The organism is Geothrix sp. PMB-07 (assembly GCF_030758935.1).
Classification (GTDB): domain Bacteria; phylum Acidobacteriota; class Holophagae; order Holophagales; family Holophagaceae; genus Geothrix.
Map to the genome: position 1 here is coordinate 1,824,086 of NZ_CP132333.1, position 26,693 is coordinate 1,850,778.

29 protein-coding genes are annotated in these 26,693 nt (G+C 66.5%); 15 read left to right on the forward strand and 14 right to left on the reverse strand.

Features of this window, described 5'->3' with window-relative positions:
- Positions 1-42 precede the first annotated feature (42 nt).
- Positions 43-441 (forward strand): helix-turn-helix domain-containing protein, encoded by a 399-nt coding sequence (locus Q9293_RS08130; protein ID WP_306251865.1) that lies wholly within the window; start codon positions 43-45, stop codon positions 439-441.
- Here the strand turns inward: Q9293_RS08130 and Q9293_RS08135 are convergent.
- The 4 genes from Q9293_RS08135 to Q9293_RS08150 are packed head-to-tail and all read right to left on the reverse strand — an operon-like array spanning position 431 to position 4,573.
- Complete coding sequence (locus Q9293_RS08135; protein WP_306251867.1) at positions 431-1,000, reverse strand: nucleotidyltransferase family protein; 570 nt, start codon at positions 998-1,000, stop codon at positions 431-433. The two genes, Q9293_RS08130 and Q9293_RS08135, sit on opposite strands and share 11 nt — an antisense overlap.
- A complete protein-coding gene (locus tag Q9293_RS08140) occupies positions 997-1,968 on the reverse strand; it encodes an XdhC family protein (RefSeq protein ID WP_306251869.1) in 972 nt (323 codons plus the stop codon). The genes Q9293_RS08135 and Q9293_RS08140 overlap by 4 nt, the downstream gene beginning before the upstream one ends.
- Positions 1,965-4,115, reverse strand: coding sequence for a xanthine dehydrogenase family protein molybdopterin-binding subunit (locus tag Q9293_RS08145; RefSeq protein WP_306251872.1), 2,151 nt, complete (start codon positions 4,113-4,115; stop codon positions 1,965-1,967). Before Q9293_RS08145 ends, Q9293_RS08140 begins: the two co-directional genes overlap by 4 nt.
- Positions 4,112-4,573 carry a (2Fe-2S)-binding protein gene (locus Q9293_RS08150; RefSeq protein ID WP_306251874.1) on the reverse strand — a complete coding sequence of 154 codons (462 nt, stop codon included), beginning with the start codon at positions 4,571-4,573 and terminating at the stop codon, positions 4,112-4,114. The genes Q9293_RS08145 and Q9293_RS08150 overlap by 4 nt, the downstream gene beginning before the upstream one ends.
- 99 nt (positions 4,574-4,672) lie before the next feature.
- Between Q9293_RS08150 and Q9293_RS08155 the strand changes: the two genes are divergently transcribed.
- The 9 genes from Q9293_RS08155 to Q9293_RS08195 all read left to right on the forward strand — a co-directional run bounded on the left by Q9293_RS08155 (position 4,673) and on the right by Q9293_RS08195 (position 12,169).
- Positions 4,673-5,563 (forward strand): nuclear transport factor 2 family protein, encoded by an 891-nt coding sequence (locus Q9293_RS08155; protein WP_306251876.1) that lies wholly within the window; start codon positions 4,673-4,675, stop codon positions 5,561-5,563.
- Positions 5,564-5,611: 48 nt separating this feature from the next.
- On the forward strand, positions 5,612-6,133 hold the full coding sequence (locus tag Q9293_RS08160) for a flagellar biosynthetic protein FliO (protein WP_306251878.1): 522 nt from the start codon (positions 5,612-5,614) through the stop codon (positions 6,131-6,133).
- The gene (gene fliP, locus Q9293_RS08165; RefSeq protein ID WP_306251880.1) at positions 6,130-6,885 is read left to right on the forward strand and encodes a flagellar type III secretion system pore protein FliP; all 756 of its coding nucleotides are present in this window, start codon (positions 6,130-6,132) and stop codon (positions 6,883-6,885) included. Before Q9293_RS08160 ends, fliP begins: the two co-directional genes overlap by 4 nt.
- Complete coding sequence (gene fliQ / locus Q9293_RS08170) at positions 6,882-7,160, forward strand: flagellar biosynthesis protein FliQ (protein WP_306251882.1); 279 nt, start codon at positions 6,882-6,884, stop codon at positions 7,158-7,160. The genes fliP and fliQ overlap by 4 nt, the downstream gene beginning before the upstream one ends.
- A 7-nt stretch (positions 7,161-7,167) precedes the next feature.
- On the forward strand, positions 7,168-7,953 hold the full coding sequence (locus Q9293_RS08175) for a flagellar biosynthetic protein FliR (protein ID WP_306251884.1): 786 nt from the start codon (positions 7,168-7,170) through the stop codon (positions 7,951-7,953).
- 1 nt (position 7,954) lies between these two features.
- Positions 7,955-9,010, forward strand: coding sequence for a flagellar biosynthesis protein FlhB (flhB, locus tag Q9293_RS08180; RefSeq protein ID WP_306251886.1), 1,056 nt, complete (start codon positions 7,955-7,957; stop codon positions 9,008-9,010).
- An 81-nt stretch (positions 9,011-9,091) separates the two neighbouring features.
- A complete protein-coding gene (locus tag Q9293_RS08185; protein WP_306251887.1) occupies positions 9,092-9,739 on the forward strand; it encodes a response regulator in 648 nt (215 codons plus the stop codon).
- Entirely contained in the window at positions 9,736-11,538 is a 1,803-nt protein-coding gene (locus Q9293_RS08190) for a tetratricopeptide repeat protein (RefSeq protein ID WP_306251889.1), read from the forward strand. Before Q9293_RS08185 ends, Q9293_RS08190 begins: the two co-directional genes overlap by 4 nt.
- 52 nt (positions 11,539-11,590) lie before the next feature.
- Positions 11,591-12,169 (forward strand): peptidylprolyl isomerase, encoded by a 579-nt coding sequence (locus Q9293_RS08195; RefSeq protein WP_306251890.1) that lies wholly within the window; start codon positions 11,591-11,593, stop codon positions 12,167-12,169.
- Here the strand turns inward: Q9293_RS08195 and Q9293_RS08200 are convergent.
- A complete protein-coding gene (locus tag Q9293_RS08200) occupies positions 12,153-12,854 on the reverse strand; it encodes a lipopolysaccharide kinase InaA family protein (RefSeq protein ID WP_306251892.1) in 702 nt (233 codons plus the stop codon). The genes Q9293_RS08195 and Q9293_RS08200 overlap by 17 nt on opposite strands.
- A gap of 292 nt (positions 12,855-13,146) precedes the next feature.
- Between Q9293_RS08200 and Q9293_RS08205 the strand changes: the two genes are divergently transcribed.
- Positions 13,147-14,262 carry a TIGR03936 family radical SAM-associated protein gene (locus tag Q9293_RS08205; protein ID WP_306251894.1) on the forward strand — a complete coding sequence of 372 codons (1,116 nt, stop codon included), beginning with the start codon at positions 13,147-13,149 and terminating at the stop codon, positions 14,260-14,262.
- On the opposite strand, the gene ftsW is transcribed toward Q9293_RS08205, so the two are convergent.
- Genes ftsW through bshC form a run of 7 tightly spaced genes read right to left on the reverse strand, consistent with a single transcriptional unit; the run spans position 14,254 to position 22,374 of the window.
- Positions 14,254-15,369, reverse strand: a complete 1,116-nt coding sequence (gene ftsW, locus Q9293_RS08210; protein ID WP_306251896.1) for a putative lipid II flippase FtsW — start codon at positions 15,367-15,369, stop codon at positions 14,254-14,256. The two genes, Q9293_RS08205 and ftsW, sit on opposite strands and share 9 nt — an antisense overlap.
- A gap of 1 nt (position 15,370) precedes the next feature.
- On the reverse strand, positions 15,371-16,690 hold the full coding sequence (gene glmM, locus Q9293_RS08215; protein ID WP_306251898.1) for a hypothetical protein: 1,320 nt from the start codon (positions 16,688-16,690) through the stop codon (positions 15,371-15,373).
- A gap of 9 nt (positions 16,691-16,699) precedes the next feature.
- Positions 16,700-17,464: a dihydropteroate synthase gene (gene folP, locus Q9293_RS08220; RefSeq protein ID WP_306251900.1), complete on the reverse strand. Its 765-nt coding sequence runs from the start codon at positions 17,462-17,464 to the stop codon at positions 16,700-16,702.
- 50 nt (positions 17,465-17,514) lie between these two features.
- On the reverse strand, positions 17,515-19,446 hold the full coding sequence (gene ftsH, locus Q9293_RS08225) for an ATP-dependent zinc metalloprotease FtsH (RefSeq protein ID WP_372342179.1): 1,932 nt from the start codon (positions 19,444-19,446) through the stop codon (positions 17,515-17,517).
- 41 nt (positions 19,447-19,487) lie between these two features.
- The gene (gene tilS / locus Q9293_RS08230; protein ID WP_306251905.1) at positions 19,488-20,474 is read right to left on the reverse strand and encodes a tRNA lysidine(34) synthetase TilS; all 987 of its coding nucleotides are present in this window, start codon (positions 20,472-20,474) and stop codon (positions 19,488-19,490) included.
- Positions 20,471-21,205 (reverse strand): bacillithiol biosynthesis deacetylase BshB1, encoded by a 735-nt coding sequence (bshB1, locus tag Q9293_RS08235; protein ID WP_306251907.1) that lies wholly within the window; start codon positions 21,203-21,205, stop codon positions 20,471-20,473. Before bshB1 ends, tilS begins: the two co-directional genes overlap by 4 nt.
- A complete protein-coding gene (gene bshC / locus Q9293_RS08240; RefSeq protein ID WP_306251909.1) occupies positions 21,202-22,374 on the reverse strand; it encodes a bacillithiol biosynthesis BshC in 1,173 nt (390 codons plus the stop codon). Before bshC ends, bshB1 begins: the two co-directional genes overlap by 4 nt.
- A gap of 110 nt (positions 22,375-22,484) precedes the next feature.
- Between bshC and Q9293_RS08245 the strand changes: the two genes are divergently transcribed.
- Positions 22,485-22,940, forward strand: a complete 456-nt coding sequence (locus Q9293_RS08245; protein WP_306251911.1) for a hypothetical protein — start codon at positions 22,485-22,487, stop codon at positions 22,938-22,940.
- Positions 22,941-22,956: 16 nt separating this feature from the next.
- Entirely contained in the window at positions 22,957-24,273 is a 1,317-nt protein-coding gene (locus Q9293_RS08250) for an MgtC/SapB family protein (RefSeq protein ID WP_306251913.1), read from the forward strand.
- A gap of 4 nt (positions 24,274-24,277) precedes the next feature.
- Here Q9293_RS08250 and Q9293_RS08255 read toward each other — a convergent pair whose 3' ends face one another.
- Complete coding sequence (locus tag Q9293_RS08255) at positions 24,278-24,463, reverse strand: hypothetical protein (protein ID WP_306251915.1); 186 nt, start codon at positions 24,461-24,463, stop codon at positions 24,278-24,280.
- Positions 24,464-24,525: 62 nt separating this feature from the next.
- Entirely contained in the window at positions 24,526-24,837 is a 312-nt protein-coding gene (locus tag Q9293_RS08260; protein WP_306251917.1) for an STAS domain-containing protein, read from the reverse strand.
- Positions 24,838-24,948: 111 nt separating this feature from the next.
- Here Q9293_RS08260 and Q9293_RS08265 point away from each other — a divergent pair, with 111 nt between their 5' ends.
- The gene (locus Q9293_RS08265) at positions 24,949-26,331 is read left to right on the forward strand and encodes an aldehyde dehydrogenase family protein (RefSeq protein WP_306251919.1); all 1,383 of its coding nucleotides are present in this window, start codon (positions 24,949-24,951) and stop codon (positions 26,329-26,331) included.
- Between the two features lie 22 nt (positions 26,332-26,353).
- A complete protein-coding gene (locus tag Q9293_RS08270) occupies positions 26,354-26,686 on the forward strand; it encodes a hypothetical protein (protein ID WP_306251921.1) in 333 nt (110 codons plus the stop codon).
- Positions 26,687-26,693 lie beyond the last annotated feature (7 nt).

The window sequence follows — 26,693 nt, forward strand, 5'->3', positions numbered from 1 at the left end:
ATCGAAATGAAAGTAGGCACTATTTTGGAAGGTAGGCACCCCATGGTACGTAAAGCATGCGCCCTCGCCCCCAACGTGCTCGACGCCCACTGCCCCACGCGGCAGGCGCTGGATCTCATTGCTGATAAATGGACTGCACTCCTCATCTACCTGCTTTCCCGCGGCAAGCAGCGCTACGGCGACCTCCACCGGCAGGTGGGCGGCATCAGCCAGAAGATGCTGACGCAGACGCTGCGCAAGCTGGAGCGGGATGGCCTGGTCACCCGTCATGTCTACCCTGAGGTTCCGCCGCGCACGGAGTACGAACTCACCAAGCTGGGGCACACGCTCATCGGCCCCCTGGGCGCCCTTTGCCAGTGGGCCGGCGATCACCTGGCAGAGCTGGATCAGGCCCGCAAGCGCTACGACCACCTGCAGCAGAAGGCCAGTCTCAGCGCTTGAGGCGCTTGATATCGGCGGGTGTATCCAAGTCCCGCTCGCCTTCGGGGAAGGGCAGGGTGAGGGCCTGTTCGCGCTGCAGGATGGCCTTGGCGCCGCGATCACCCTCGAGCGCCGCCAGTTCAGGGAAGAGGCGCCTGGGCAGCAGGGCCGGAACGCCCAGGGTCCCCGCGTAAGCGCAGGCCGCCGGATGCATGGGAGCCTCTCCAGCCAACGCCATCAACCGCTTCAGGAGTACGGTGTCCACGGCGGGCTGGTCCACGGTCAGCAGCAGCACCCCCTCGGCCTCAGCAGGCAATGCGGCCAGGCCCGCGCGGATGGAACTGGCCATGCCTTCGGCGGCGCCGGGGTTGGGAATGGCCTGCACCGGCAGGCCAGACAAGCCCGGATCCCAGTCCCCCACCACGGCGATGACCGGGGCGCAGCCTGCTTCCAGGGCGGCCCTGACCGCGCGGCGCAGCAGGGTTTCACCCTCGAGGCGCAGAAGGGCCTTGGGGCCGCCCATGCGACGGCCAGAACCCGCGGCCAGGATGATGGCAGCGATGGAGGAAGGGGGATTCACAGTGGTGTGGCCGAGGCCGCCTTTAGGCTCAGGGGCTGCCCGCTGCTTCCATGCAGGCTGGCTTGGATTTCGGCCAGCACCGCCAGCGCGATGGTTTCCGGCGTGGTCGCTCCCAGATCCAATCCCACGGGGGTATGGAGCCGTTCGTCGGGCTGAAGGCCTTCCTCGGCCAGTTCTGCCAAGAGTTTCGCGCCTCGGGCGCGGCTGCCCATGAGGCCCAGGTAGCCCGCCGCCGAAGGCAACAGCAGGCGCAGCGCTTCCAGATCCTTGGCGTAGTGGTGGGTCATGAGCACCACGGCGCTGCGCGAATCCAGTGGCAGCGTCCGCAGCAGCTTGGCAGGATGGCCAGCCCACACCCCATCGGCCTCGGGGAACCGCTCCGCGCGGGCGAAGGCGGGGCGATGGTCCAGCACGCCCACGAACCAGCCGAGTTCCTTGGCCATGCGGACCAGAGGACGGCTGTCGTCGCTGGCGCCCATGATCCAAAGGGCCGGAGGCGGATCAAAGGTTTCGAGGAAGCCGGTCACGGCATCTTCTTCGATTTTGGGGATGCTGCGCGCCCCCAGGTTCGTGTCGCTCAAATCCGTGTGAAGGGTTAGGGGCGCCCGGGAGGCCCAGGCCACCTCCACCCAGGACATCCACTCGGGGAAGCCCTCGAGAGGTTCCACGAGGATATCCAGCAGGCCTTCGCAGCCGCTGCCGCTGCCCCAGACCAGATCCGCATCGCCTCGCAGGTCGTACTGCATGATCCGGAGTCGCCCATCCTGGAGGGCTTCCATGGCCCGCGCGTGGACATCGCCTTCCAGGCATCCCCCGCTGAGCGAGCCGCGGAGGGGACCACCGCGATCCAGCAGCAGCCGGGCACCTGGGCGCCGGTAGCTGGAGCCCTCCACGCGCATGAGGGTGGCGAGGGCAAGGGGCCCCGGCCTTTCGCGCACGAGGCGGAAGATGTCCTGGAGTTCCTTCATGCGAGGCTCTCGGCCGTCAGCGGCAGGCGGCGGATGCGCTTGCCCGTGGCGGCGAAGATGGCGTTCAGCACGGCGGGGATGGGCAGGGGCACGGGTGGCTCGCCCATGCCCGAGGGCGCTTCGGCACTGGCGATGATCACGGTGTCGACCTCGGGCATGTCGCCCTGGCGCACCAGGGGGAAGTCCAGGTAGCCAGTCTGCACTGTGCGGCCCTTGTCCCAGGTGATCTGGGTGAACAGGGCCGACAATCCGAATGCAATGCCGCCCTCCACCTGGGCTTCGAGGCCCGCTGGATTCACGGCGAAGCCGCAGTCCACGGCGCAGGTGATGCGATGCACCTTGAGCCTGCCCTTCAGCACGGAGACTTCGGCCACCTGGGCGGCGTAGGTGCGCCCGTCGTAGGCGTGGCAGGCCAGGCCCAGACCGTGTCCCGCGGGTAGCTTGCGGCCCCACCCGGCCTTCGCTGCGGCGGCCTGCAGCACCTTCTTCAGGCGGGGGATGTCGGCTTCATCGCGGCCGAACTTCACCATGCCCTGGCTGCCCAGAAGGTCGAGCCGGAACCGCAGGGGATCCTTGCCTGAGGCGTGGGCCACCTCATCCAGGAAGCATTCCCGGGCGAAGACATTGGGCACCACCTCGATGCCGCGCCACCAGCCGAGGGGCGTGGGGGCTTCCACTTCCGCGTAATCCACGGTGATGGCGGGGATGGCGTAGGGAATGTCGAAGGCGCCGTTGGCTTCGGCCGAGGCCTGAGAAGGGCTCTTCTGACCGCCCATCCAGGAGCGGAGGATGGAAGGGCCCGCGATGCGATGGGCCCAGGCCGTGAGCCCGCCCTGGGCGTCCAGTCCGGCTCGCAGCCGATGCAGCGTGGCGGCGTGGTGGAGATCGTGGCGGAAGTCGTCTTCCCGGTCCCAGACCACCTGGATGGGGCCACCGCCAGCGGCTTTGGCCACCTCGGCGGCCTCGGTGCTGAAATCGGTGCCCAGGCGGCGGCCGAAGCCGCCGCCGATGAGGGCCACGTTCAGCTTCACCTGTTCGGGCTTGAGGCCCAGGGCTGTGGCCGCGGCGGCCTGTGCCTTGTTGGGGGACTGGGTGCCCGTCCATAGCTCCGCGCCATCGGGCGAGAGCTGCACCGTGGCGTTCATGGGCTCGACGGTGGCGTGGGCCTGATAGGGGAAGCTGTATTCGGCCTCGATCACGCGGGCTGCTGCGGCCAGGGCTTTTTCGGCATCGCCCGCTTTGCGGGCTTCATCTGCAGGCCCGGTCAGGGCTGACCGGGACTTCGCCTCCAGCGCTACGGAGTTGAAAGCCTTGCCCGGGCCTTCGTCCCAGGTGGTGGTGGCGGCCAGGGCATCCCGGCCCTTGAAGGCCGCCCACGTGCTGTCGGCCACCACAGCCAGGCCCGTGGGCACCTTCACCACGGCCTTCACCCCCTTCACGGCACGGGCCTTGGCCTCGTCCCAGGCTTTGGGTTGGCCGCCCGGAACCTCGCAGCGCAGCACCGCGGCAAAGCGTTGCCCGGGGCGTCGCACATCCAAGCCGAACACAGCTTTGCCGATGACGATGGCCGGGCCATCGAAACGGGGTGTGCGCTTGCCCAGCAGGCGGTAGTCGCTGGCCTTCTTCAACGGCGAGTCCTTGGGCACGGGCAGCTTGGCGGCGGCCTCCGCGAGCGCGCCGTAGCCCAGCTTCTGGCCGCCGGGGCCATGCACGAAACCCCGCTCGGTGCGGCACTGGTCGATGCCCACTTTCCATTGGGTTGCAGCGGCAGTCCTCAGCATCTCGCGGGCGGTCGCACCGGCCTTGCGCAGGGGCGTCCAGGTGCTGCTCACACTGGTGCTGCCGCCGGTCTGCATGGATTTGAACTCGGGGCCCGGCTGGGCGTTGATGACCTCAACCTTCGACCAGTCAAGGTCCATTTCTTCGGCCAGGGCCAGGGGCAGCGCGGTGCGGACACCCTGGCCCATTTCGGTTTTGGGCACGGTGATGCGCACAGTGCCGTCGGGCAGCACGGCCAGGAAGGCGTTGGGTTTGAAGGCAGCCTTGGCGGTCTCGCCCGGCCGGGCCTTGGCCTCCAGGTTCAGGCCGAGCACCAGGCCTGCACCGGCGGCTCCGGTGAATTTGAGGAAGTCGCGGCGGTCGGTCACTTCACACCTCCAGCCGCGCGCTTCACAGCTTTCCGAACGCGGGGATAGGTGCCGCAGCGGCACACATGATCGGCGAAGGCCTCGTCGATGTCGCGGTCGGTGGGATGAGGTTTGCGTTTCAGAAGGGCAGCGGCGCTCATGATGAAGCCCGGTTGGCAGTAGCCGCACTGGGCTACGTCTTCGGCGATCCAGGCCTTCTGCACGGGATGGGAACCATCCTTGGACAAGCCCTCCACGGTGACGATGGCGCGCCCGGCCGCCTCCTTCAGGCTGGTCTGACAGGATTTCACGGCCTTGCCATCCAGGTGGACGGTGCAGGACCCGCAGACGCCTTGGCCGCACCCGAACTTGGTGCCGGTGAGGCCCAGGGTATCCCGGAGAATCCAGAGCAGGGGCGTGTCGCCGTCGGCGTCCACAGTGCGGACCCGGCCGTTCACGGTGAGTTGGATCGGTGCCATGGAGGCTCCTGCGAACATCGGATGATGAGGCTTCCACCCTACGCCCCGTGGAAGTCCCCCGCAACGGTGCTAATGTATGGCCCACCTTCCGGAGGCATCATGCGCAAGACCGCGGCCATGGCGGTGTGGATGCTTTGTCTTGGTTTGCCAGCCTGGAGTCAATCCCAGGCTCAAACCTGGGTTCAGGCTGCGGCACTGGAACCCGTGTTGCGCGCGGAGCTGGCCTTCGCCAAGCAGGCGGAAGATCAGGGCATCCGCGCGGCCTTCCTGGCCTGGCTCAAGCCCGATGCCCGGGTGTTCACGCCGAGGATGGTCAGCGCGGAGGCGCAGTACGGCCCGGAGCCTGGGGATCCCGGCCACCTCGCCTGGTACCCGGAGGCCATGGGGGTGGCGGCCTCGGGCGATCTGGCCTGGAGCCTGGGCCCCTGGACCTACGCGGCGAAGAAAGGTGGGCCGGTGCTGGTGAACGGCCACTTTCTTTCCGTGTGGCGCAAACAGGCCGACGGCCTCTGGAAGGTGGTGGCGGATATCGGCGTGCCCCACGGTGCGCCGAAGGAGGCCATCGCGCGCTTTGTGGTTTCGAGTCCGGACCTCGGTGCGGGTTCAACGGCTTCCCATCCTGGCCCAGACCCTTCTGCCGTCTTGACCCGGCTGGAATCCGATCTCTCTGCGGCCTGGGCGATGAAGGGCGGCTTGGCCCTGGAACCTATGCTGGCCAAGGAAGGGCGGGTGCTGAGGCCCCGGGCCTTCCCGCTGAAGGCGACGGCCGAGATTCGGCCGGCCCTGGAAGCGGACAGGCCTGGTCCCACTTGGAAGCCCGCGCTGCTCCAGGTCGCGGCCAGTGGGGATCTGGGCTGGGCCTGTGGCGAATCGGCGCCGGACGATCAGGGCCGCAGCGCCAGCTTCCTGCGGATCTGGAGCCTCGAAGCCGGGACCTGGAAAGTCCTGTTTGATGTGCGCCTGCCCCATCCTCCTCCCCCGGCCAAATAAGGCTGGCATCCGTCTCGCCCTCTCCCGGTGCTGTGTCGGGAGTTTGTCGTGCTGCGACGATGGGTGCTTTGCCTCGGAATGTTGTCGGGCCTGTGTCTGGGCGCTCAGGGCTCGGCCCCGCCGCCCACGGCCTCGGAGAAGGAACTGCAGGCTCCCTTGACGCTGGAGGACGGAAAACCGACGCAGGGCCAGGCGGCGGAGGCTCCGCCTTCGGGCCTGCGGGCCTTTGGCTCTCTGGTATTGGTGCTGGGCCTGGCGGGGGCCAGTCTCTGGGCGCTCAAGAAATACGGCCGTGGCCGCATGCCCGGCGGAGGCGGCACCAAGCTCAAGGTGGAGGAAACCCTGGCCCTGGGTGACCGTCGCTTTGTGTCGATCCTGGATGTGGAGGGAGAACGCTTCCTCATCGCCCTGACGCCCCAGGGCATTGGCCTGCTGTCGCGCCTTGATCCCGGCGAACGAGGCGAGCCGGGCACTTTTGATGAGGCCCTCTCCCGCCAGGTGGACCTGGGCCGACCCGTGCCGGTCAAGGAGATGGAGGCCCTGTTGAAGCAGGGCGGAGGTGGCCAATGAACCGGGTTCTGCGCTGGCTCCCCACCATCCTCATTCTGCTGGCAGGTGTGACCCTCTGCGCCCAGCAGCCTGCGCCACTGCCCTCCCTGACGGTGGATTTCGGCAAGACGCCCTCGGGGCCAGCCCTCAGCTCCAGCCTGCAGGCCATGCTGCTGTTGACCATCCTCACGCTGGCGCCCACCATCCTCATGACGGCCACCAGCTTCACCCGCATCGTGGTGGTGATGCACTTCCTGCGGCAGGGGCTTGGCACCCAGCAGACGCCTTCCAATCAAGTGCTCATCAGCCTTTCGCTGGTGCTGACTTTTTTCATCATGGCGCCCACCGCCCGGGAGATCAACGCGACGGTGCTGCAGCCCCTGCAGCGCAATGAACTCACCACCGAACAGGCCCTGGATCGCACCGGTGCGCCGCTGAAAGTCTTCATGCTGCGCCACACCCGGAAGAAGGACCTGGCCCTGTTCCTGCGCATCTCGAAGTCGCCAGCGCCCAGGACCAAGGCCGATGTGCCCATGGAGTGCCTGCTGCCGGCCTTCCTCATCAGCGAACTGAAGACCGCCTTTGAAATCGGCTTCATGATCTTCCTGCCCTTCCTGGTGGTGGACATGGTGGTGGCCAGCATCCTGCTGAGCATGGGCATGATGATGCTGCCGCCCGTGGTGATCTCGCTGCCCTTCAAAATTCTGCTGTTTGTGCTGGTGGATGGTTGGTATCTGATCATCGGCTCGCTGGTGAGGGGGTATACGGGATGAACGAGCTGCTCATCGCCCAGTTGGGCAAGGACGCACTGAGGACCGCATTGATGGTGGCGGGGCCCGCGCTGGCGGTCTCCCTGGTGGTGGGCCTGGTCGTCTCCATCTTCCAGGTGGTGACGAGCCTGCAGGATCAGACCATCGCCTTCGTGCCCAAGGTCATTGCCGTCATGGCGGTGGTGGCCATCAGCTTTCCCTGGATGACGGCGGTCATGGTCCACTTCACCACGCGCATGTTCACGGAGTTCAACGCCGTCGTACGACAGCTATCGTGAGGACAGGGTGACGCCGACGCTCTCCAGTTCTGCGCTCTGGGCCTTTACCGGCGCCAAGGCGGCGCTTTGGGTGCTGGTGCTCACGCGACTCACAGGCCTGTTGGCGGCCTTTCCCATTCTGGGGGGCGAGCAGATGCCCCTGCCGATCCGGGCAGCCTTGGGGGCGTTGCTGGCGACCGTGATCCTGCCTGTCATTCCCGTGCCGCCAGTCCTGCCATCGGGGCTTCCAGAGCTGGTGGGGCTGATGGCTTCGGAGCTGGCCATCGGCCTCCTGCTGGGAACGGTCGTGGCCTGGACCCTCGAGGCCGTCTCTTTCGCGGGAACCCTCATGGACACCCAGATGGGTTTCTCTTTCGTGCAGTTCATCGACCCGGCCACGTCCCAGAGTGCCTCCATCTCTGGCTCCCTGATGACTCAGGTCGCAGCGCTGTTGGTGTTCGTCACCGGGCTGCACCACCAGATGATCCTCGCTCTGGTGGACAGTTATCGGGTGGCGCCCATGGGGCAGGGGGTGCCGCTGCAGGTCATGGGCCTCATCGTCCTCATCGGCCAGCTTCTGGCCAAGGGGTTCCAGCTGGCCTTTCCGGTGCTGGCGGTGCTGTTCCTGCTGGATCTCACGTTGGGCATCTCGGGCAAGTTCATGCCCCAGCTTCAGCTGCTGCAGCTGAGCTTCCCACTGAAGATCAGCCTGGGGCTGCTCATCCTTGGCTTGGTGTTGAGGGAGCTGGGGCCGTGGCTGGTGCCCCTTCTGGACGTGGCGCCCCGCCTCGCCCTGAAGCTGCTCGGAGGCTGAAGTGGCCCAGGATCCCGGCCGTACCGAAAGGGCCACGCCCAAGCGACGCCAAAAGGCCAGGGACGAGGGCTCGGTCGCCCGGAGTGCGGATTTCGATGGCGCCATCCTCCTCTGGGGGAACTTCTTCCTTTTCCTCGGGCTGGGGGGCGCGACCCTCGCCCTGCTGGCCAAGCAGGCAGCTCACTTCCTCCAGCTGGCCCGGCCTGGCGCGCTGGAAGAAGCTGGCCGAGTCACCTTGCTGGGCGATGTGATGATGATCCTCGGCCGCTTGGTGCTGCCCTTCCTTGGCCTCAACCTGGCCATTGCCCTGGTGTCGGGCTTCTCCCAGCGGGGCTTCAGCTTCAGCACCCAGCCCCTGCAGCCCAAGTTTGATCGGCTGAACCCGGCCCAGGGGTTCAAGCGGATCTTCTCCTCGCGGGCATTGGTGGATCTCGTTAAGAGCCTGGCCAAGTTCAGTCTCCTGGCTTGGGTGGCCTGGGCGGTGCTGGAACCGCGGATTCCGGCCTTGCTGGGCACCCTGAAACTGCCGCTGGGAGCCTCTCTGGAGCTCTTTCGGAACGCCGTCTTCGCCCTCTATCGCAACGTGATGCTGGCCATGCTGGTGATCGCGGTGGCCGATTTCGCCTGGCAGCGCTTCTCCTGGGAGAAGGGTATCCGCATGACCAAGCAGGAAGTGAAGGACGAGCAGAAGGATTCCGAAGGCAATCCCGAGGTGAAGCAGCGGCAGAGAGGCATCATGCTGGCAGCGGCCCGCCGCCGCATGCTGGCGGAGGTGCCCAAGGCCACCGTGGTGGTGACCAACCCCACCCATGTGGCGGTGGCCCTTCGGTATGACGAGAAAAGCTCGGCCCCCATCTGCGTGGCCAAGGGGCTGGATCATCTGGCCCTCAAAATTCGCGAACGGGCCCGGGATGCCCGGGTTCCCATCCTGGAGCGCCCTGAACTGGCGCGCGCCCTGTATCGCTCAGTGGACATGGACAAACCCATCCCACGGGACCTCTACCAGGCCGTGGCCCAGGTGCTGGCCTTCGTCTACCGCCTGCGGGGCGCTGCCTGAAACACTTGAGGCAACGGCCTGAGGCGCCGAAAGGGTATTGTAAGGACAGCCCCAAAGACACTGACACCCACAGGCAAACCCTTGACCCGCCCCATCGTGCCCCCCCAACTGCCGGCCCCCAGCCTCCTGCTGGTGGATGACGATCCCATGCCGCTGGAAACGCTCTCCACACTGCTGGCCGCCGAGGGCTTCCAGGTCGTCACCGCTGCCACCGGGGAAGATGCCATTCGCAAGCTCAAGGCCGAACAGCCGCCTTTCGATCTCGTCATCACCGACCTGGTAATGCCCGGAAAGACCGGGATGGATGTGCTGAAGTGCGCCCTGAACCGTAACCCCAGTTGCACCGTGCTGGTGCTCACGGGCTTTGGAAGCGTGCGTGAGGCGACCGAGGCCATGGAGCTTGGCGCCTTTGATTTCGTCACCAAGCCCATGCAGATCGACCAGTTCAGGAACACCCTCCGCCGCCTCATGGAGCGGCGGACCCTCACGCACGAGCGCGACGAGTTGCGGGCCAAGGTGAAGGCCCTCACCGAGCGGGCTGAGCGCCTGGAGACCACCCTGGGCCGCATGGAGATTCTTGCCAACACCCTCACGCCCAGCAGCGCAGGTGCCAAGCCAGATGCCCTGGGTGACCTCGAACGACTCGCCGCTCTGAAATCCAAGGGCTTGCTGTCGGACGAGGAGTTCGAGCAGGGGAAGAAGAACCTCCTGTCCCGGTGGTTGTCGTGACCGACCGGTGCCAAGGCACGGGGTGGATCATCCTGTTGGCGGCGCTCCCCCTGCTCGCCCAGCATGAGGCGACCGCGCCCAAGACGGCTGAATCCCATTCGGCCTCGAAACCACTGGCCGGCAGGATGACCGATGCCCAGGTCGCCGAGCTGGCCAAGCAAGCGCTGGGCGCGGAAAACGAGGCCTCCATCAAGGCGGCGCTGATCAAGCTGAAGGGCCACACCTTCAAATCCAGCAAGGCACCCGAACGGGAGTTGGTGCTCTATGTGCAGGGCATGCTTGAAGCCCGCCTCGGAAATTTGCCCGCCGCCACGGTGGCTCTGAAGAAACTTGAGAAGCAGTGGCCGACCTCGCCGTTCATGGGGGAGGCGCAGATCATCCTTGCGGAAGACGCGGTGGGTAACCGCCGCTTCAAGGAAGCGGAAGGACGCCTGCACCAGGCCCTGGCCTCGGACATTCCCGCTGAGCTCAAACGGAAACCACAGGAGCTGCTGATTTGGACCCTGGTGGAGCAGGAGCGTCCCCAGGATGCCCTGTCCATCGTCCAATCTCTTCGTCCCCTGGAAGGCAAGGCCAAGCCCAGCGAAAAGGGACTGGCCGCCATGGTGGAAGTGCTGGCCGTGGCCGGAGAGAAGGAGCAGACGCAGGGTGCCCTCAAGGATTTCCGCAAACTCTATCCAAGCAGTGACCTGATGCCCCGTGCCGAACTGGCCTGGGGTAGGCTGCTGGGCCGCTCCGGCGATGCGAAATCCGCAGCGGAAACCTTCCGGAAGCTCATCAAGGATCACCCGGAATCCACCCAGGCCAACGATGCGCGCCTGGCCCTGGCCAACCTGCTGACGGATGGCAGCCTGCCTGATGCCAAGGGGCTGCCCAGTGCGGAATCGCTGCTGGCGGAGGTGCGCAAGGGTGGGAAGGGGCTTCCGAAAGGGTCCGCGCAGGTGGTGGAACTGCGTCTGATTGTTGAGAAGAACCTATGGGAGGATGCCCTCAATCAGGTGGAGCGCATGGATGCGAGCCTGCGCGAATTGCCGGAGGTGAAGAAGCTCTGGGCCCAGGCCTGGAATGCCTGGGTGGGTCAGCGTCTCGAGAAGGGGTTTCCCGGTGAGCTGCTGGCCAGGTTGAAGGCGGGCGCCTTTGGCCAGATGGATGCGAAAGGACGCCTGGGAACGGTGGAGCTGTTGGCGGAACGGGGGCTGGTGGAGGTATTGCCGCGCCTGTTGCCTGAGGCCCCGGTTGCCGAGCGGGCTGCGCTCCGGAGGGCCGCCCTGGCGAAGGCACAGCCCGAGGCACAATCCCAGGCGGTGCTCCGTCTGCTGCCAGCCAAGGGGGACACGCCGGATGAAGCGTTGCAGCGGGCCCGCGCCGAGGCGGTCATGGAACACTGGGGACCGCTGCGCGCGGCCCTGGGCCGCGCGCGGCCTGGCGAAGAGCGCATCAAGGCTGTGCTGCGTCTCTTGCAGCGTCCCCTTGAGAAACCGGAAACCCCTGCCCAGCGCCTTGCGGAGGCCGAAGGATGGCTGGTGCGTGCACCGGAAAAAGGTGAGGTCAAGGAGCCGTTGATGATTCTGGTGGCGGATCTCCGCATGCAGCACGGCGATGCCCGAAGCGCCCTCTCCCTATACCCAGCCAAGGCCGCGGCGCCAGAGCAGCGGGGCTGGGTGGCGCTCATGCGGGCCCAGGCCATGCTGAAGCTGGGACAGCGGGATCAAGCGAAAAACCTCATCAAGGAATCACGGGACGAGCAGGGATTCAAAGGGCAGCGCGATGCCCTGGCCAGGAGCCTCGGCGCCTATTGACCTGACGCCCCCGTGGGCTCGGAGTATGCTGGGAGATCCCCCGGAGATCCTGATGCGCCACCTGATCGCCGTCCTTCTTGCCCTGACGACCCTCGGCCTATGCGCGGGCCCCAAGCCCAAGGTCAAGCTCACCACCTCCATGGGTGAGATCGTTCTGGAACTGGAACCTGAGGCGGCGCCGAAAACGGTCGAGAACTTTCTGAAGTACGTGAAGAAGGGGCAGTACAAGGGCACGATTTTCCACCGTGTGATCCCCGGCTTCATGATCCAGGGCGGCGGCTACGTGGAATACCTGGGGAAGAAGCGGACCGAGGCCTCCATCATGAATGAGGCGGATCGTGCCGCTGCCGCAGGCCTCAAGAACAAGCGCGGAACCCTCGCCATGGCCCGCACGCCGGATCCCCACAGCGCCGCCGCGGAATTCTTCATCAACGTGGTGGACAATCCGGCCCTGGATTTCAAGGGCAAGACCAACGACAAGACCTGGGGCTACTGCGTGTTCGGCAGGGTGGTGCAGGGCATGGACGTGGTGGACCGGATCAAGGCCGTGAAGACCAGCAACAAGCGCAGCGACTTCCTGAATTTGCCGGTGAAGCCCGTCCTCATTTCGGATGCTACGCAGATCCAATGACAGACAGCGCCTCTTGCGGGGCGCCCAGCTTGCGCAGGCTGCGCTCCAGTCTGGCGCGGTAGCGCGGCCACAGGTCGGTGCCTGCGGGCTCGAAGCGCGCACGGTCCCAATCCAGCAACAGAGCTCCACCAGCAGGGGGGAGCATCACATTCGTCGCGTTGAGATCAGGCACCCACAGACCCCAATCGCAGAGTGAATCGATGGCCTGACGGATGTCGGTGGCGCGGTCCGCGCTGAGTTCCCAGCAGCGCGGCCAGGATTCGCCTTCGGAGAAGCGGGTGATGAGCACACCTTCCACGCCAAATCCGCAAGGACGCCACGCATAACCCAGCGGTTCCACGGTGGGGAAGCCTGCCTCCCAAAGGCCACGATGGACGGCGTGTTCCGCGGCGAAACGAAGGTGAGTCCGGTAGCTGCGGTCATTGATGTGGCGCAGAAGGCCGCCCCGGCGGTAGGGCTTCAGCACGATGTCGCCCACGCGGGAGATGCCGCCACGTCCGAAGACGCCCGTGAGGGGGATGGCCTCGCCGGTGGGAATCATGCCGCCGGGCGTGCAGACTCGCCAGCCGCCGCCCAGCCCGGGCAGCTCCTGGTTCAAGCGGCAGCCGAGGGGGCGGAGCGGTGTCCCAGGCTGGAAGGGCCAGTCTGGTGGAAGGGGGGGGACGATGAAGGGATCGTGAATCATGGCTTGGAATCCAGCTTGGGGCTTTCTGCTTGAGAAGGCAAAGGTCATGGAGGAGAACCAGCCCAGTGGTGCCTGTCAATCAGGATTTGCATCCGCACCTGCCACCAAAACTGGGCAGAGACTCAAGTGGCTTGTGCTGAAAGGAGATCGTCCGTTTCCACCGCGGGCTTCCCACAATGGATGTGGAAATCGTCCGGCGCCCGAGTTGTTCCTGGTGGGATGGTTCCCGATTTCTGCCGAAGACACCGAACCGTTTTGTGCCATTGCGGTGCTGGATCACTATGCTGGACAAGTGAGATCCGCTGCGCATCATCCTTCCATTCCCGCTGAGGCGCTGGCCCGCCAAGCCCGCCTGCAGGCTGCACTTCAGGACATGGAAGATCGCGGGCCCAGCCTGGAACCAAAGCCCCTGCAGCGACTGCGCGCTGTGCTGGAAGATTCCCACGCTGTGGATTCCGAATCCATCTGCGCGGAACTGCAAGCTGCCGAACTGGTTGAAGAGGCCGTGGACCTTTTGCGAACTTTCCGCCGTGGCAGCTTCGACAAGAACCTCATGGAAAACTTCGACGCCTTGCTGTCACCCTTGGCCGCGAAGGCTCGGCAGCGGCGGAGTGCCCGTTGGCAACTCGATACGCGACGCACGCGTCTGCGACTGCAGTTCTCCAAGTTGCAGGAAGCCATCGGCTTCGACGATGGGGATTTGCACGCGATCTTTCTGCAGGCCTTCCGCCTCGAAGGCATGAGACTCGCCCTCGATCTTGCCAAGCGGCCGCGCCCCCTCCTCAGCCTGGGGCTTTCCCTGCAGTCCGGTGTCAGTGGCGCAGCCGAGAACCTGGATGTCGTGCTGAAGCAGGATCCACAGGGCGATCCAGCGACTCTGACAGAGCGCTTGAACCACCGCTTGCCCGAGGGGCTGCGAATCCACCGCTGGGACGAACTCCCCACCTGCGCGTCCGATCTTCTGGATCTTGCGCTGCGGGCCCACTGGCGCTGGCCAGTCCCTGCTTCTCAACGTCTGGCAGTGGAATCGGCTCTCGCAGGTTTCCTTCAGGCGGAAACCTGGCCCTGGGAGCGGGAGGCCTCGAAGGCGAGTGCATCCATGGATCTTCGCGCCTTCCTGCTCGAGGTTCGCTGGGAAGAAGGCGCGCTTTGTTTTTCCACGCCCCTGGGCGCCTGGCAGGCCCTGAACCCGCTAAAGGCGCTCAGTGCGGTGCTTGGTCTGGACTTCGCCGACATCCAGGGACTGATGCGAACCGGCTTCGATTTGAAACCCGACCCGCGCCTCGCCCAGGCGGAGCGCTTCGAGCCTAAGCTGAAGAACATGTACGAAGACGCCGTGCTGCTGGGGGGCGGCTCGAACATCATCCTCATCGACGAGGATGATGAAGAACCCACACGCCTAGGCTGACGTTTCCTTGCTGATGGAGAGCAGCAGGCCCAGGCAGATGAGGCTCGCGATGAGGCTGTTGGGACCGAAGGAGATGAAGGGCAGGGGAATGCCCTTGTTGGGCGCCAGCGACAACACCACGCTCATGTTCATGAGGGCCTGCACCACCAGCAGCAGCACGAACCCCATGGCGCAGAGCTTCAGGTAGCTGTCGCCCACGCGGCGGGCGATGCGGTAGCCCCGCCAGAGGATGCCGACGAACAGCGCCAGGATGGCCACCGTGCCAATCAGACCCGCCTCTTCGGCGATGACGGCGTAGATGAAATCGGTGTGAGCTTCGGGCAGGTAGAAGAGCTTCTGCTTGCCGCCGCCCAGGCCCACGCCCATGAAGCCGCCGTTGCCCACGGCCACAAGGCTCTGCAGGGCCTGGTGCCCTTTGCCGAGGGGATCGGCTTCGGGATTGAGGAAGCTGGTCACGCGCGCCAGGCGGTAGGGCGAGAGCACCACGAAGGCGGTGCCAAGGGCTCCCAGCACAGGGATGGCCACGGCGAAGATCCATTTTGGCGCGCCCCCCAGGAATACGACCATCAGGGCCACGAAGACGATGAGGAAGGTGGTGCCGAAATCGGGTTCCCGGAGGATGAGGGCCAACGGCACGATCAGGATGCCCGCGAGGCCCAGCAGTTTCGGAAGGGCGTCCCGATGGTTGGTCCAGGCTTCACGGTTGCGGATCATCCAGGCCGAGACCACCAGCACCGACACGGGCTTGAACAGTTCGGAAGGCTGAAGGCTCATGGGGCCGAGCCTCAGCCAGCGGTGCGCGCCGTTGATCTTAGGACCGATGACAAGCACCGCGGCGAGGAGGATCACCAGGGCGCCGTAGGTGGCCATAAGGGGCTTGGGATGGTCTTGCAGCGTGGCCAGATCCACCTGGGACAGGGCCAGCATGAAGGCGATGCCGATGCCGCCGGCCATGAGCTGGCGCGTGAGGAATGCGGTGGCCGCCGCGTGGTTCTGGGAGGCCTTGATGGCCGAGGCGGAGTAGATCCACACCATGCCCACGGCCACCAGGGCCAGTGCGAAGAGCACCAGCCAGCGATCCACGGGGCGGCGAACGTCGGGGGCCACGTCAGGCGAGCGAAAGGTCGCGGCGGGCGGCGGCCTCGAGCTCGGCCAGGGCCTGATCCACCCAGGCGGCTTCCTGGGCTTCCACCATGAGGCGCAGCTTGGGTTCGGTGCCGGACCACCGCACCACCTGGCGCACGCCCTCGCCCCAGCGCGCGTCGATGCTGGCCATGGCCGACACCAGGTTGCTGCAGGCTTCCACGGCTTTGCGGTCCCGGGCCTTCACGTTGACGAGGCGCTGGGGCCAGGGGCGGAAGGTCCAGGCCCAGCGCCGGTCGGTGGGGCGGTGCAGGAGCGCGCGCAGGATGGCCAGCGCGGCGGCAAGCCCGTCGCCGCTGGGACCCACCCGCTTCTGGATGAGGTGGCCTGAGGCTTCGGCGGCCAGATCCCAATTGCGCTTGGCCATTTCGCGCAGGAGAAATTTGTCGCCCACGGCGGTGCGCACGAAGGGGACTCCCAGCTGGCTCAGTGCCTGAGGGAGTCCGCCGTTGGTCATCAGAGTTCCCACCACGCCGGGCGGCGGATCATCGCAGGCGACACGGTCTTGGGCCAGCAGCCAGACCATCTGATCGCCATCCACCTCCTCTCCAGTGCCATCCACCAGCAGGCAGCGGTCACCGTCGCCATCAAAGGCGATGCCCAGCTGCGCGCCCCGCGCCACCACGGTGGCGGCCAGGGACTCCAGGTGAGTGGACCCCACACCCACATTGATCTTCGGCCCATCGGCGGGCACGCCGATCCAGTGGATGTCACCGCCTTTGAACAGCTCGAGTGCCGCCTCCGCCGTGGCGCCATGGGCGCAGTCGATGACCACATGGAAATCTTCGGGAAGCGTGATGCCTTCCAGGTGATCGAGGTAGGGCTGCAGGGAAAGCGCGGTGGAAGGCGCCGAGATGGTGGTGGGTTCGCTGAGATGCTCGAAGGCCTGCTCGATGGCGAGTTCCTGATCCTCCTCCAGCTTTTCACCCAACTCGTTGAAGCCCTTGAGACCGTTATCCTCAGGCGGGTTGTGGCTGGCGGAAATCATGAGGCCCCAGGTTTTCTCTCCCGCGGCGCTCAGCTTGGCCACGTTCCAGGCCACGGCGGGCGTGGGGGCCATGCCGAGCACGAGCACCTTGAGGCCCAGGCCCACGCCCAAGATGAAGGCCTCAGACATGGGGCCTGAACTGGAGCGGGGATCCCAGCCCACCACGAGCTGTTTCACACCAGCCTGCCGGGCCACTTGGGCCCAGGCAGCGCCCCAGCGGGAAACCTCCTCCAGGGTGAGGGGGGAGCGCAGCGCCACGCCACGAATGCCGTCTGTTCCGAAGTATCGAAGGCTCATGCCTACAGATTAGCCGAGAGCGTGGGTCCTGAAGACCCGATAGCCCCACTTGGAGGCTTCCGCATGGGCAATGGCCGTGAGAGCGTCCCGCTGGGCCGGTGGCAGGCCGGGTGTGCCAGCCCGGGCGGCCAGGAATCGTTTGCGGGAGATGCCGATGCAAAAACGCTCCACGGGCCAGTCAAGGGCCTTTGGCAGGCGCGGGAGGGCCCCCCACAGGGCCTGGTCTTCCTCAAAGGTGGTGCCGAATCCGAAACCGGGATCCAGCAACACCCGGCCATCCTCAATGCCCGCCTCCTGAAGCCTGTTCCGGATCGTCCGAAGCTCGGCGATGGCCTTCTCCGCATCCCGCGAGGAGGGGTCGTCGTAGGGCGGCATGTGGAAGCCGGGGCCTGCCAGGCGACTGCGCATGGCGATGAGGCCGCAATCGGACCGCCGCGCCAGCTCCAGCATGTCGGGATCAGAGAAGCCCGTGACATCGTTCATGACATCGATTCCCGCTTCGAGTCCCCGGGCAGCGACGGCAGCATGGCGGGTATCCAAGCTCAGGGGAAGGCCAGGCAGCTGCTCCTTCAAGGCGGCCACGACCGGTTCGAGACGACTCCATTCCGTATCCGCATCCACAGGAGCGGCACCGGGACGGGTGCTTTCAGCGCCCAAATCCAGCATGCCCGCCCCTGAATCCACCAGGGTTCGCGCCTGGACGAGCGCGGCTTCAAGGTCGTTGAACTGGCCGCCGTCGCTGAAGGAATCCGGAGTCAGATTGAGGATGCCCATGAAAAGGGGACCACCCTTCAGGAGTGGTCCCCAATTAAACGAAGTGTTCTTCACGCGGGCTTGAGGACTGGATTCAGCCCGGAATCTGTGGCGGGGCCTTCTTCCACGGTGGCGGGCGCCGTGGGCGTGGCGCCGGGCTTCGGCGGCGGCAGGGTGCCGCCCTTCATGAGGATGTCGATGTCGTTGCCGTCGAGGCTCTCGCGGATCAGCAGGGCCTCGGCGATGGCCACCAGCTGGTCGCGGTGGCTCTCGATGGCAGCCTTGGCCTTGCGGTAGTTGCGCATGACGAACTCATGTACTTCGGAATCGATCATGCGGGCCGTGTCTTCTGAGATCTCACGGTGCTGGGTGAAGTCGCGGCCCAGGAAGATCTCGTGCTGGCCGCCGCCGAAGTTCAGGGGGCCCAGCTTGTCGCTCATGCCGTACTCCATGACCATCGACTTGGCCATGTCGGTGGCCTGCTGGATGTCGTTGGAGGCACCGGTGCTGAGCTGGTTGAAGAAGATTTCCTCGGCGATGCGGCCGCCCATGGCGATGGCGATGCGGCTTTCCATGTACTCGCGGGTGGTGTTGTAGCGGTCCTTGATGGGCAGCTGCCAGGTGACGCCCAGGGCGCGGCCCCGGGGAATGATGGTTACCTTGTGGAGGGGGTCGCTCTGGGGCACCACGGCGGCGACCACGGTGTGGCCGGCTTCGTGGTAGGCGGTGATGCGCTTGTCCTCCTCGGTCATGACGAGGCTGCGGCGCTCGGCGCCCATGTAGACCTTGTCCTTGGCCTGTTCGAAGTCGTGCATCTCCACCCACTTCTTGTTGCCGCGGGCGGCGGTGAGGGCAGCTTCGTTGCAGAGGTTGGCCAGGTCGGCGCCGGCGAAGCCGGGCGTGCCGCGGGCCAGGACTTCCAGATCCACATCGGGACTGAGAGGAATCTTGTCGGCGGTGTGCACCTTCAGGATCTCGTGGCGGCCCTTCACGTCGGGGCGGTCCACCACCACGCGGCGGTCGAAGCGGCCTGGGCGGAGCAGGGCGGGATCGAGCACATCGGGGCGATTGGTGGCGGCGATGAGGATGACACCCTCGTTGCCTTCAAAGCCGTCCATCTCGACCAGCAGCTGGTTCAGGGTCTGCTCGCGCTCATCGTGACCGCCACCCAGGCCGGCACCGCGATGGCGGCCCACGGCGTCAATTTCATCGATGAACACGATGCAGGGCGCGCTCTTCTTGGCTTGCTCGAAGAGGTCGCGCACGCGGCTGGCGCCCACGCCCACGAACATCTCCACGAAGTCGGAACCGGAGATGGAGAAGAACTGCACCTTGGCCTCACCGGCGATGGCGCGGGCCAGCAGGGTCTTGCCGGTCCCCGGAGGGCCCATGAGCAGCACCCCCTTGGGGATCTTGCCGCCCAGTTTCAGGAACTTGGCCGGGTCCTTCAGGAATTCCACGATCTCCTTCAGCTCTTCCTTGGCCTCGTCGCAGCCGGCGACATCGGCGAAGGTGATGCGCTTGGCGCTGCTGGAGAGGCCCTTGGCGCGGGCCTTGCCGAAGCTCAGGGCCTTGTTGCCGCCCATCTGGGCCTGACGCATGAAGACGAACCAGAGCACCACGAAGACCAGCAGCGGCGCCCAGAACATGAGCACGTAGGCGAAGTTGTTCTCGCTGGGCTTGGCGGCCTTGAACTCCTCGATCTGGCCCTCGGTCTTCCAGCTGAGGATGACCTTGCCGAGATCCTGCATGGGCGGGGCCACGGTGCGGAACTTCTCGATGACCTCGCCGGTCTTGGCGTTCTTCTCGGGCTGTTTGTACGTGCCTTCGATGTCGAAGCCCGAGAGGGTCACAGATTTGTATCTGCCCGCCACACCCTCGGTGTAGAAGGTGGAGAAGGGCACTTCAACCTGGCGGTTGTTCTGGGGGATCTGGCGGAAGGCCAGAACCAAGAGGACGATGATCCCCAACCAGACCAGCACGCTTTTCATCATGGAATTCAAAGGGTCACTCCTTGGGGCCGGGGCCCAGGTGGCCCTCCAGTTTACTCGGTCCGGGAAGGCAGCGGTCCTTGTCTTAGATGCAGATACCCATCCGATGGTTCAGGGTTTAGGTGGAAATTCCCCCAGGAGGCCGGTTTTCCCCCTTGCATTAGACGTTTTGACAACCAAGGGGCCAGGCCGCGGAGGAGGGAAGCCTCTCGGGGCCAGTCGAGGCGCCGGAAAGCCGTGTCCAGGGTCCAGCGCACCTCGGGTTCGGTCCAGGCTTCCTGTTTCAGGGCGATCCCGTTCCCTTCCATGCGCCAGCGGCTGCCTTCCCAACTGGCGATGAGGGCGTGGGCGAGACCTTCGGCTTCCGCAGCCTGAAGGTGGGTCTCGAAGAGGTGGCGGTCCAGCTCCGGTGCCTCCTGGCGCAGATCCTCCAGGAGCGGCCTCCAGCGGTTCCGGGCCGTGAAGGGTTCGGCGTTGGTGGCGTCCTCCCGCCAGGGAAGGTTGCGGGACACAAGGTACCCCCGCAGGTTTGCGCGGCGCAGCTCGATCAGCGGAGACCAGCGCAGGTTCTGCCTCGGTGCCAAGGGATGGAGGCTGCCGAGGCCACCGCCCCGGGCCAGCCGCAGGAGCACGGTCTCGCTGTGGTCATCGAGCGTGTGTCCGGTGGCCACCGTCGAAGCGCCGCACTGCTGTGCCTCCTGGCGCAGCCAATCCCAGCGCAGCTCCCGGGCCGCCATCTCCAGGCCGATGCGCTGCGTTTCGGCGTGGGCGCGCACGCCAAGGCTCGCCTCGGCCAAATCCAAGTCGAGGGCGCGGCAAAGCTGTCGCACGAAATCCGCATCCTCGGGGGATTCAGGCCGCAACCCGTGATCTGCATGGGCGACAGATAATTCCAGGCCCAGGCTCCTGCGGAGGCTCCACAACAGCACGAGGAGGGCCACGGAATCCCCGCCGCCGGAGCAGGCCACCAGCACCCGCCCGCTGACGTTGTCTCCGCGGCGCTGAATCTGGGCGAGGAGATCCGCTTCGAAGCGGTTCACGCAGGGGATTCCAATTGGGAGAGCAGCTGAATCAAAGCCGCTGGAACGGGCTTCTCGCACCACAGGGCCTCGGCCCAGGCACATAGGCGCAGCGAGCCCCAATGCATGGCGCGGCCCTCGACGCCGCGGCGGAAGGCGGGGTGGGCGATGCGCGTGACGGGCTGGGCGGGATCGGCGGTGAACTGCGAACCGAAGGCGTCGAAGGCGGCCATGCGGCGTTCCCACACGGCGCTCACGTCCACGAGCAGGTCGGGCTGGCCAGGGTTCTCGCCGCCCACCCAGGCCAGGGCCTCGGGCCGCCAAGGCGTGCCCTCGCACGGATACCGCTTCAAGCCCGCATAGTAGGAGGCTTCCCGGATCAGGCGGTGGGCGCGACGGTGATCGGGGTGGCGGTCCTCAGGCGAGGGCAGGATGAGGATGCGGGGCCGCAAGCGACGGATTTCGCCCATGAGTCGGGTTCGATAAGCCTCCTCTTCCGTGAAGCGGCCATCGGGGAAATCCAGCACGATGCGGGGAACGCCGAGGAGCTCAGCGGCCTTCTGAGCTTCCAGGCGACGGGTTTCCGCGGTGCCCCGGGTGCCCAGGTCGCCGCTGGTGAGGTCGAGGATGGCGCCCTTCAAACCTCGATCCGCAGCCAGGGCCAGGATGCCGCCCACATGGACTTCCACATCGTCGGGATGGGCCCCCAGGGCCAGGAGATCGAGGCCGTGGAGCAAAGGCTGGGGGCTCATGGTTCCTCCACCAGGATCACGGGCGAGGCGCCATCCATGCGATCCAGGATGGTGTCGATCAGGTGGCCCCTGCGCAGCCAGGGCAGGCCGGGAATCACCCGCTCTTGGGCCTTGCCGAAGGGGAAGAGGCTTTGTCTGAGCTGCTCGGGATCGCCGCCCAGTGCCGTCACAGCGGCTTCGCGGTGCAGGCGGTGATCCAGCTTGTTCAGGCGCTCCCGGCTGCGGGTCTGCTCCTTCATGAACCGATCCTGAAGGGGCGCGGGCCAAGCGCGATCGGGCTCTACCAGCTGGAAACGCTGGGTGGGCAGGGGGCCGGGCCAGCCGGCGAGGCGGTCCCAGGCCCCCATCTTCAGGGCGTCCAGCTGGTCAGGTTTGACCGTGAAGCCCCTGGGCACCACATAGACGCTGGGCCGGGGCAGGATCTTGGGGGCGACGAGCTCCACGCGTTCCCAGAGGGGCTCGCAGAGCCGCCAGTAGGCGCGCTCCGAGGGGCCGAGCACTACGGCGGCCACGGGTAGGAGCAGGGATTGCATGAGGGGGCGGATCGCGGCGCCAGGGCTCAGCCAGTGGCCCTCGGGAAGGGCTTCGCCCGGCTCGAGTCGTTGTCTGCGGCCTGTACGGGGATCCAAGGAGAACCAGGCGGCCTGCACCCGGGGATCCAAGGGCAGGGGCGCGCCCTTCGCCTCGAGGGCATCAGCCTGCTTCGCCAGCAGGTCTTCGAGGTTCAAGGTCCGCCAGCGTTCCAGCTCAGCCTGGATGGGTTCGCGAACGGCGGGATCGGTGGGCGAGAAGGGGCGCAGGCCCCGGTCCCAGAGGGGCTGGCCCAGAGCGAGCGCATGGCCGCGCAGCGTGGGGGTTTGCGGCTCGAGAAGAGGCCCCCAGAGGCGAGTCGCTTCCGTCTGATGGGTGGCTTCCCAGGGCAGCCAGCCCGTGGCGGTGCCGAGGCGGGCATCGAAGCGGAACCGGTGGCGGATCAGTCGGCCTTCGGCCCAGCCCACCACGGAAGCCACCTCTGCGCGGTCGTGGTCCTCGTCGGCCATCCAGTAGACGGCTTCGGCGCCGGTGCGGCGGGCCTCGGCCAGGGCGGCCAGGGCCTTGGCCACGGACAGGGCAGGGCTCCACCCGGCCCCGATCTGCTGGCCGGTGGCGATGACGGGCCTGGGGCTCATCGTCGTCCTCCGGGGCATTTGCCTGGATCGGTTCGGGGCCTTTCAACCTGTCGCGTCGTACACATGGGCCCCAGCCTACCCGATATGCGATGCTCGACGGGATGCTGAGCGTGGAACCCTGGATCCCCCCTGCCTCGCCCGACCTGGCGGTCCTGGCCATGGATGCCGCCGATGCGGCGGGCGTGGCCTCTCTGCGGGCCTGGCCCGTGGCACGCAAAGGGGGCATCGGGTTTGGTACTTTGCCACCCTTCCTCTGCTGGAAGGGGCACGCACCTGGAGGTGCCTGGCACCTGGTGCTGCTCCAGGCCCGGGAGGTGGGCGCCCTGGTGCCTGGGGCGCGCATGGAACCCTTGCCGCAGGGCTGGCTGGAAGCGCTGGATCTGGATTCGCTGGCCCGGCCCTTGGCCCAGCACCCGGCCTTTCCGGGGGGAGCCTCGGTGCACGTCATCCATCTGCCGGGAGGCGGCGTCTTCCGCGCTCGTAGTTTTGGTAGCGCGGCGCCCGAACTGGTGGCCGAAGTGCTGAAACACACCAGTTCCATCCAGATCTGGAATCTGGCCGATTAGAGGAATGAGGAGCGGCATGCTGAGCCTGGATATATCCACCCTGAAGGAAGCAGTCCTGGCCGTGGCTGTGGGCCTCATGATGGGCCTGGAGCGGGAGCGCAGCGGCTTTGAGCGCAGCCAGGAAGGCCACGAGGAGCCCTTCCACCGCCGCGAATCGGATCAGCAGGCCACGGCCCTGCATGGCAGCCTGGGGGCGCGCACCTTCGCCCTGCTCACGCTGCTGGGCTGGATCGCCGTGAAGGTGGGAGGCGAGAACCCGGCCATGCCCATCGCCGTGATGGCCCTGGCCGCGCTGATGATCGGGCTCTTCTACTACGAGACCAGTTCGGCGGATCGCGGCCTTACCACCGAGATCGCGGCACTCTCTGCGCCTCTGCTGGGCATGCTGCTCACCAAGAACGCCCTGCTGGCCGTGGCCGTGGCGGTGATCGTGACCTTGCTGCTGCTCTCCAAGCCCTGGATCCGCGCCTGGGTGCCCAAACTGCAACGGGAGGATCTCACCGCCTCCATCCAACTGCTCATCGTCTTCGCCATCCTGCTGCCCCTGCTGCCCTCGCGGGCGCTGGATCCCTGGGGCGTGCTCTCCCCCCGCAAGGTGGGCTGGATGGTGGCGCTCATCGCAGCGGTGGATTTCCTGGGTTACGCCCTCAACCGCGTTCTGGGTTCGCGGCGCGGCGCGGCGTTGACGGGCCTCGTCGGAGGACTCATCAGTTCCACGGTGGTGACGGTCACCATGTCCCGGCAGGCGCGGGAGGATGCCTCGCTCAGGGGGCCCGGCCAGGTGGCGGTCATGCTGGCTTGTGCCGTGATGGGCCTGCGCGTGACCATGTTGGCGGGCGTGATCGGCGGCGCTGCCCTGGCTAAGCCGCTGCTCCTGCCCATGGGGGCCATGGTGCTGGTGCTGTTGGGCGCCAGCTATGGGATCTACCGGGCCTCCGGCACCGCGGCGGGGGTCGGCGGCGGGGAAATGCCCGTGCGCAATCCGTTCCACCTGAAGCGGGCCATGGCCTGGGGCCTGGCGCTGGCGGCAGTGCTGTTGGTGTCGGCGGCGGCCCGGGCCTGGTTTGGCGACCGCGGCCTGCTGATCGCTGCGGGCGTTTCCGGGCTGGCGGATGTGGATCCCATCACCTTGGCCGTGAGCAGCCAGGTGCGGGAAGTGGGGCTGTCGGCAACCACGGCCGTGCTGGCCATCATCCTGGCCATCGGTGCCAATACATTTGCCAAGGCTGCCTTTGCCTGGATTTCCGGCGGACGAGCCTTCGGCCAGCGCCTGGCCGCCATTTTGGGCGGCTCCCTGGCGGCGGCCCTGCTGGTGGCCTGGCTCCTGAGGTAGTCGGTTATTTCCCGCGGTTGCTCATGCGGGTGTGAGTCACGCTGCTCTTGCCCTGGGGTTTGGTGGATGCCCGCACCACGGGCTTGGGGCCCGCATTGGCCTTGGGTTTGGTACCGGCGGTGTTGGCGGCGGGCTTGTCCGCGGCCTGAACGGACTTCAGGAGGTCAGCGGGGACGAGCGGCTTGGTCATGGGGAACTCCAGGCTTCCATCCTACTCCCAGGTCGCGAGAAACGCAGACCGCTGGGGAAGCCTCACTCCTCCTGGATCTCGAACAGCTTTCCGAAACGGACCACTTTGAGGATGGTCATGACCATGGGCGACGGCTTGATGAGGACCACCTTGATGTCCTTCACCTCGGCCTTTTCCCGCAGGAGCAGCAGCATGCCGAGCGAGGACGAATCCATGTAGGCGAGGGCGGACATGTCCAGCAGCAACCGCTGGGTTCCAGGCCGGTCCAGGAGGGCCTGGGTGGCTGCGCGGAACGCCGTGTGCGATTCATAGGTGAACGTGCCCTCCAGGCGGATCAAGGACGATTGGGGGTCTTGATGGAGGGTCAGGCTCATCGCTGGTCCCTTGGGTGGCGGATTTCCTCGACATCGGCAGGAAACGCCCTGGCGTGAATTCCAGTCCAGGTGTTGTGACGGGTTTCCTGCGTGGCTTCGGAGGCCCCGGATATGCTGGAACCGGGGCCGGGAGACCGGCGGATCTTTCCGGAGATGGAGGCCATGGGCGCGAAGGAGCTGGAGGGGGTGGCGGGACATGCGCTGCGGGCGTTCCGGGCCTGGAAAGATGCCCCACGCCTCCGGCGCCGCCAGCTGCTGGAGGCCTGGCTGGATCAGTTCACCGTCATCCGGGAGGAACTGGCGCTGAGCGTGACCCGCGAAACAGGCAAACCCATCACCCTGGCCCGGGCCGAGGTGGCGAGGGCAGAGGCCACCTTGAAGGCCACCCTCGAGGCGCTGAGCACCTTCGGTGAAGAGGCCATTCCCTACGACCTGATGGCGGGTGCGGAGGGTTGCCGGGCGACCCTGCGACGCTACCCCGTGGGCCCTGTACTGGCCATCACGCCCTTCAACTTCCCCGTGAATCTGGCCATGCACAAGCTCGCCCCGGCCTTGGCGGCGGCCTGCAGTGTGATCTGGAAACCCTGTCCCCAGGCGCCCCATACCTCGCGGCTGCTGTGGGAGACGTTTGAAGCGGCGCGCATCCAGGCGGCGGCTCCGGTGCATCTCATGCAGCTCGCTTCGGCGGATCCTGCGGCGGCGGAGAGGCTGGCCCAGGATGCGCGCGTGGCCGTGGTGAGCTTTACAGGATCAGAGCGGGTGGCCCGGCACCTGGAACAGGTCCTGGCCGGCAAGCGCCTGCTGCTGGAACTGGGCGGCAATGCGGCTGTGGTGGTGGATGAGCAGGTCGATGCGGTCGCCGTGGCCCGCCAGCTGGCTCCCGCGGCGGTGGCCGCCGCCGGTCAGAGCTGCTGCAAGGCTCAAAGGATCTACGTGCACCGCCAATCCTGGGCAGTCTTCCTCCCAGCCTTCGTGGAGGCGGTTCAGGCTCAGCCCGTGGGGGATCCCATGGATCCAGCCACGGTGGTGGGCCCGCTCATCGACGAGGCCACGGCCCGGCGGGTGGATGAGGGGCTGGATCGCGTCGTGGCGGCGGGTGCGCAGGTGTTGCTGCGCGGGCGGCGCGAGGGCGCTCTGCTGCCTCCAGCCATCCTCACCGGTCTGCCCGAGGACGATCCTTTGCAGTGCGAGGAGGCCTTCTCACCCGTGACCATTCTCACGCCCGTGGATTCCTTCGAGCAAGGCCTGAAGCTGGCGGCCGCCACGCGCTTCGGCCTGCGGGCCAGCGCCTACAGCCGCGACCAGCGGAACCTGCGGCTGGCGGAATCGACCCTGAGGGCGGGCGGTGTGCTGCTGAACCTGCCCCCGACCTTCCGCCTGGACGCGGCGCCCTTTGGCGGTGTGCTGGCCAGCGGCGTGGGGTTTGAGGGACCTCGCTGGGCCATGGAGGGCTTCACCGAAGGTCGGCTCGTCATTGAAGGACCGGCCCTGTGACGATCCCCGCGGAGACCCGACCATGCTCCTGACCATGCCCTTTCAAACCGGCGACCTGGTGGTGGTGATCCTTCGGGAGCCGAGGGAGCGCGTCTGGGGCCGTCTTCTGGGCCTGGAGGCGCCCGGCATCGCCTTGCGTGGCCTCGACCTGACACCCTGGGAGGAAGTGCTCGGCCTGGTGCGCAGGGGTGAGGCAGAGCAGGTGGCCCTCAGTACCCGCTTCCTGCCCATGCATCGCGTGGAAGCCATGTATCTCGATGAGGCCAGCTCGGGCGCGCCCAGTTTGGCCGAAACCTTTCTGCAGCGCACGGGCCTGGATCCTCAGGCTTTCCTCGCTGATCCACACTCGCGCTAGACCCATC

Coding starts and splice junctions, on each gene's coding strand:
- fliQ (WP_306251882.1), top strand. CDS start 6,882: ATGAACGAGCTGCTCATCGCCCAGTTGGGCAAGGACGCACTGAGGACC.
- Q9293_RS08150 (WP_306251874.1), bottom strand. CDS start 4,573: ATGGCACCGATCCAACTCACCGTGAACGGCCGGGTCCGCACTGTGGAC.
- folP (WP_306251900.1), bottom strand. CDS start 17,464: ATGGGCATCCTCAATCTGACTCCGGATTCCTTCAGCGACGGCGGCCAG.
- bshC (WP_306251909.1), bottom strand. CDS start 22,374: ATGAGCCCCAGGCCCGTCATCGCCACCGGCCAGCAGATCGGGGCCGGG.
- bshB1 (WP_306251907.1), bottom strand. CDS start 21,205: ATGAGCCCCCAGCCTTTGCTCCACGGCCTCGATCTCCTGGCCCTGGGG.
- Q9293_RS08130 (WP_306251865.1), top strand. CDS start 43: ATGGTACGTAAAGCATGCGCCCTCGCCCCCAACGTGCTCGACGCCCAC.
- Q9293_RS08255 (WP_306251915.1), bottom strand. CDS start 24,463: ATGACCAAGCCGCTCGTCCCCGCTGACCTCCTGAAGTCCGTTCAGGCC.
- Q9293_RS08270 (WP_306251921.1), top strand. CDS start 26,354: ATGCTCCTGACCATGCCCTTTCAAACCGGCGACCTGGTGGTGGTGATC.
- Q9293_RS08155 (WP_306251876.1), top strand. CDS start 4,673: ATGCGCAAGACCGCGGCCATGGCGGTGTGGATGCTTTGTCTTGGTTTG.
- Q9293_RS08200 (WP_306251892.1), bottom strand. CDS start 12,854: ATGATTCACGATCCCTTCATCGTCCCCCCCCTTCCACCAGACTGGCCC.
- Q9293_RS08140 (WP_306251869.1), bottom strand. CDS start 1,968: ATGAAGGAACTCCAGGACATCTTCCGCCTCGTGCGCGAAAGGCCGGGG.
- fliP (WP_306251880.1), top strand. CDS start 6,130: ATGAACCGGGTTCTGCGCTGGCTCCCCACCATCCTCATTCTGCTGGCA.
- glmM (WP_306251898.1), bottom strand. CDS start 16,690: ATGAGCCTTCGATACTTCGGAACAGACGGCATTCGTGGCGTGGCGCTG.
- Q9293_RS08265 (WP_306251919.1), top strand. CDS start 24,949: ATGCTGGAACCGGGGCCGGGAGACCGGCGGATCTTTCCGGAGATGGAG.
- Q9293_RS08260 (WP_306251917.1), bottom strand. CDS start 24,837: ATGAGCCTGACCCTCCATCAAGACCCCCAATCGTCCTTGATCCGCCTG.
- Q9293_RS08250 (WP_306251913.1), top strand. CDS start 22,957: ATGCTGAGCCTGGATATATCCACCCTGAAGGAAGCAGTCCTGGCCGTG.
- Q9293_RS08195 (WP_306251890.1), top strand. CDS start 11,591: ATGCGCCACCTGATCGCCGTCCTTCTTGCCCTGACGACCCTCGGCCTA.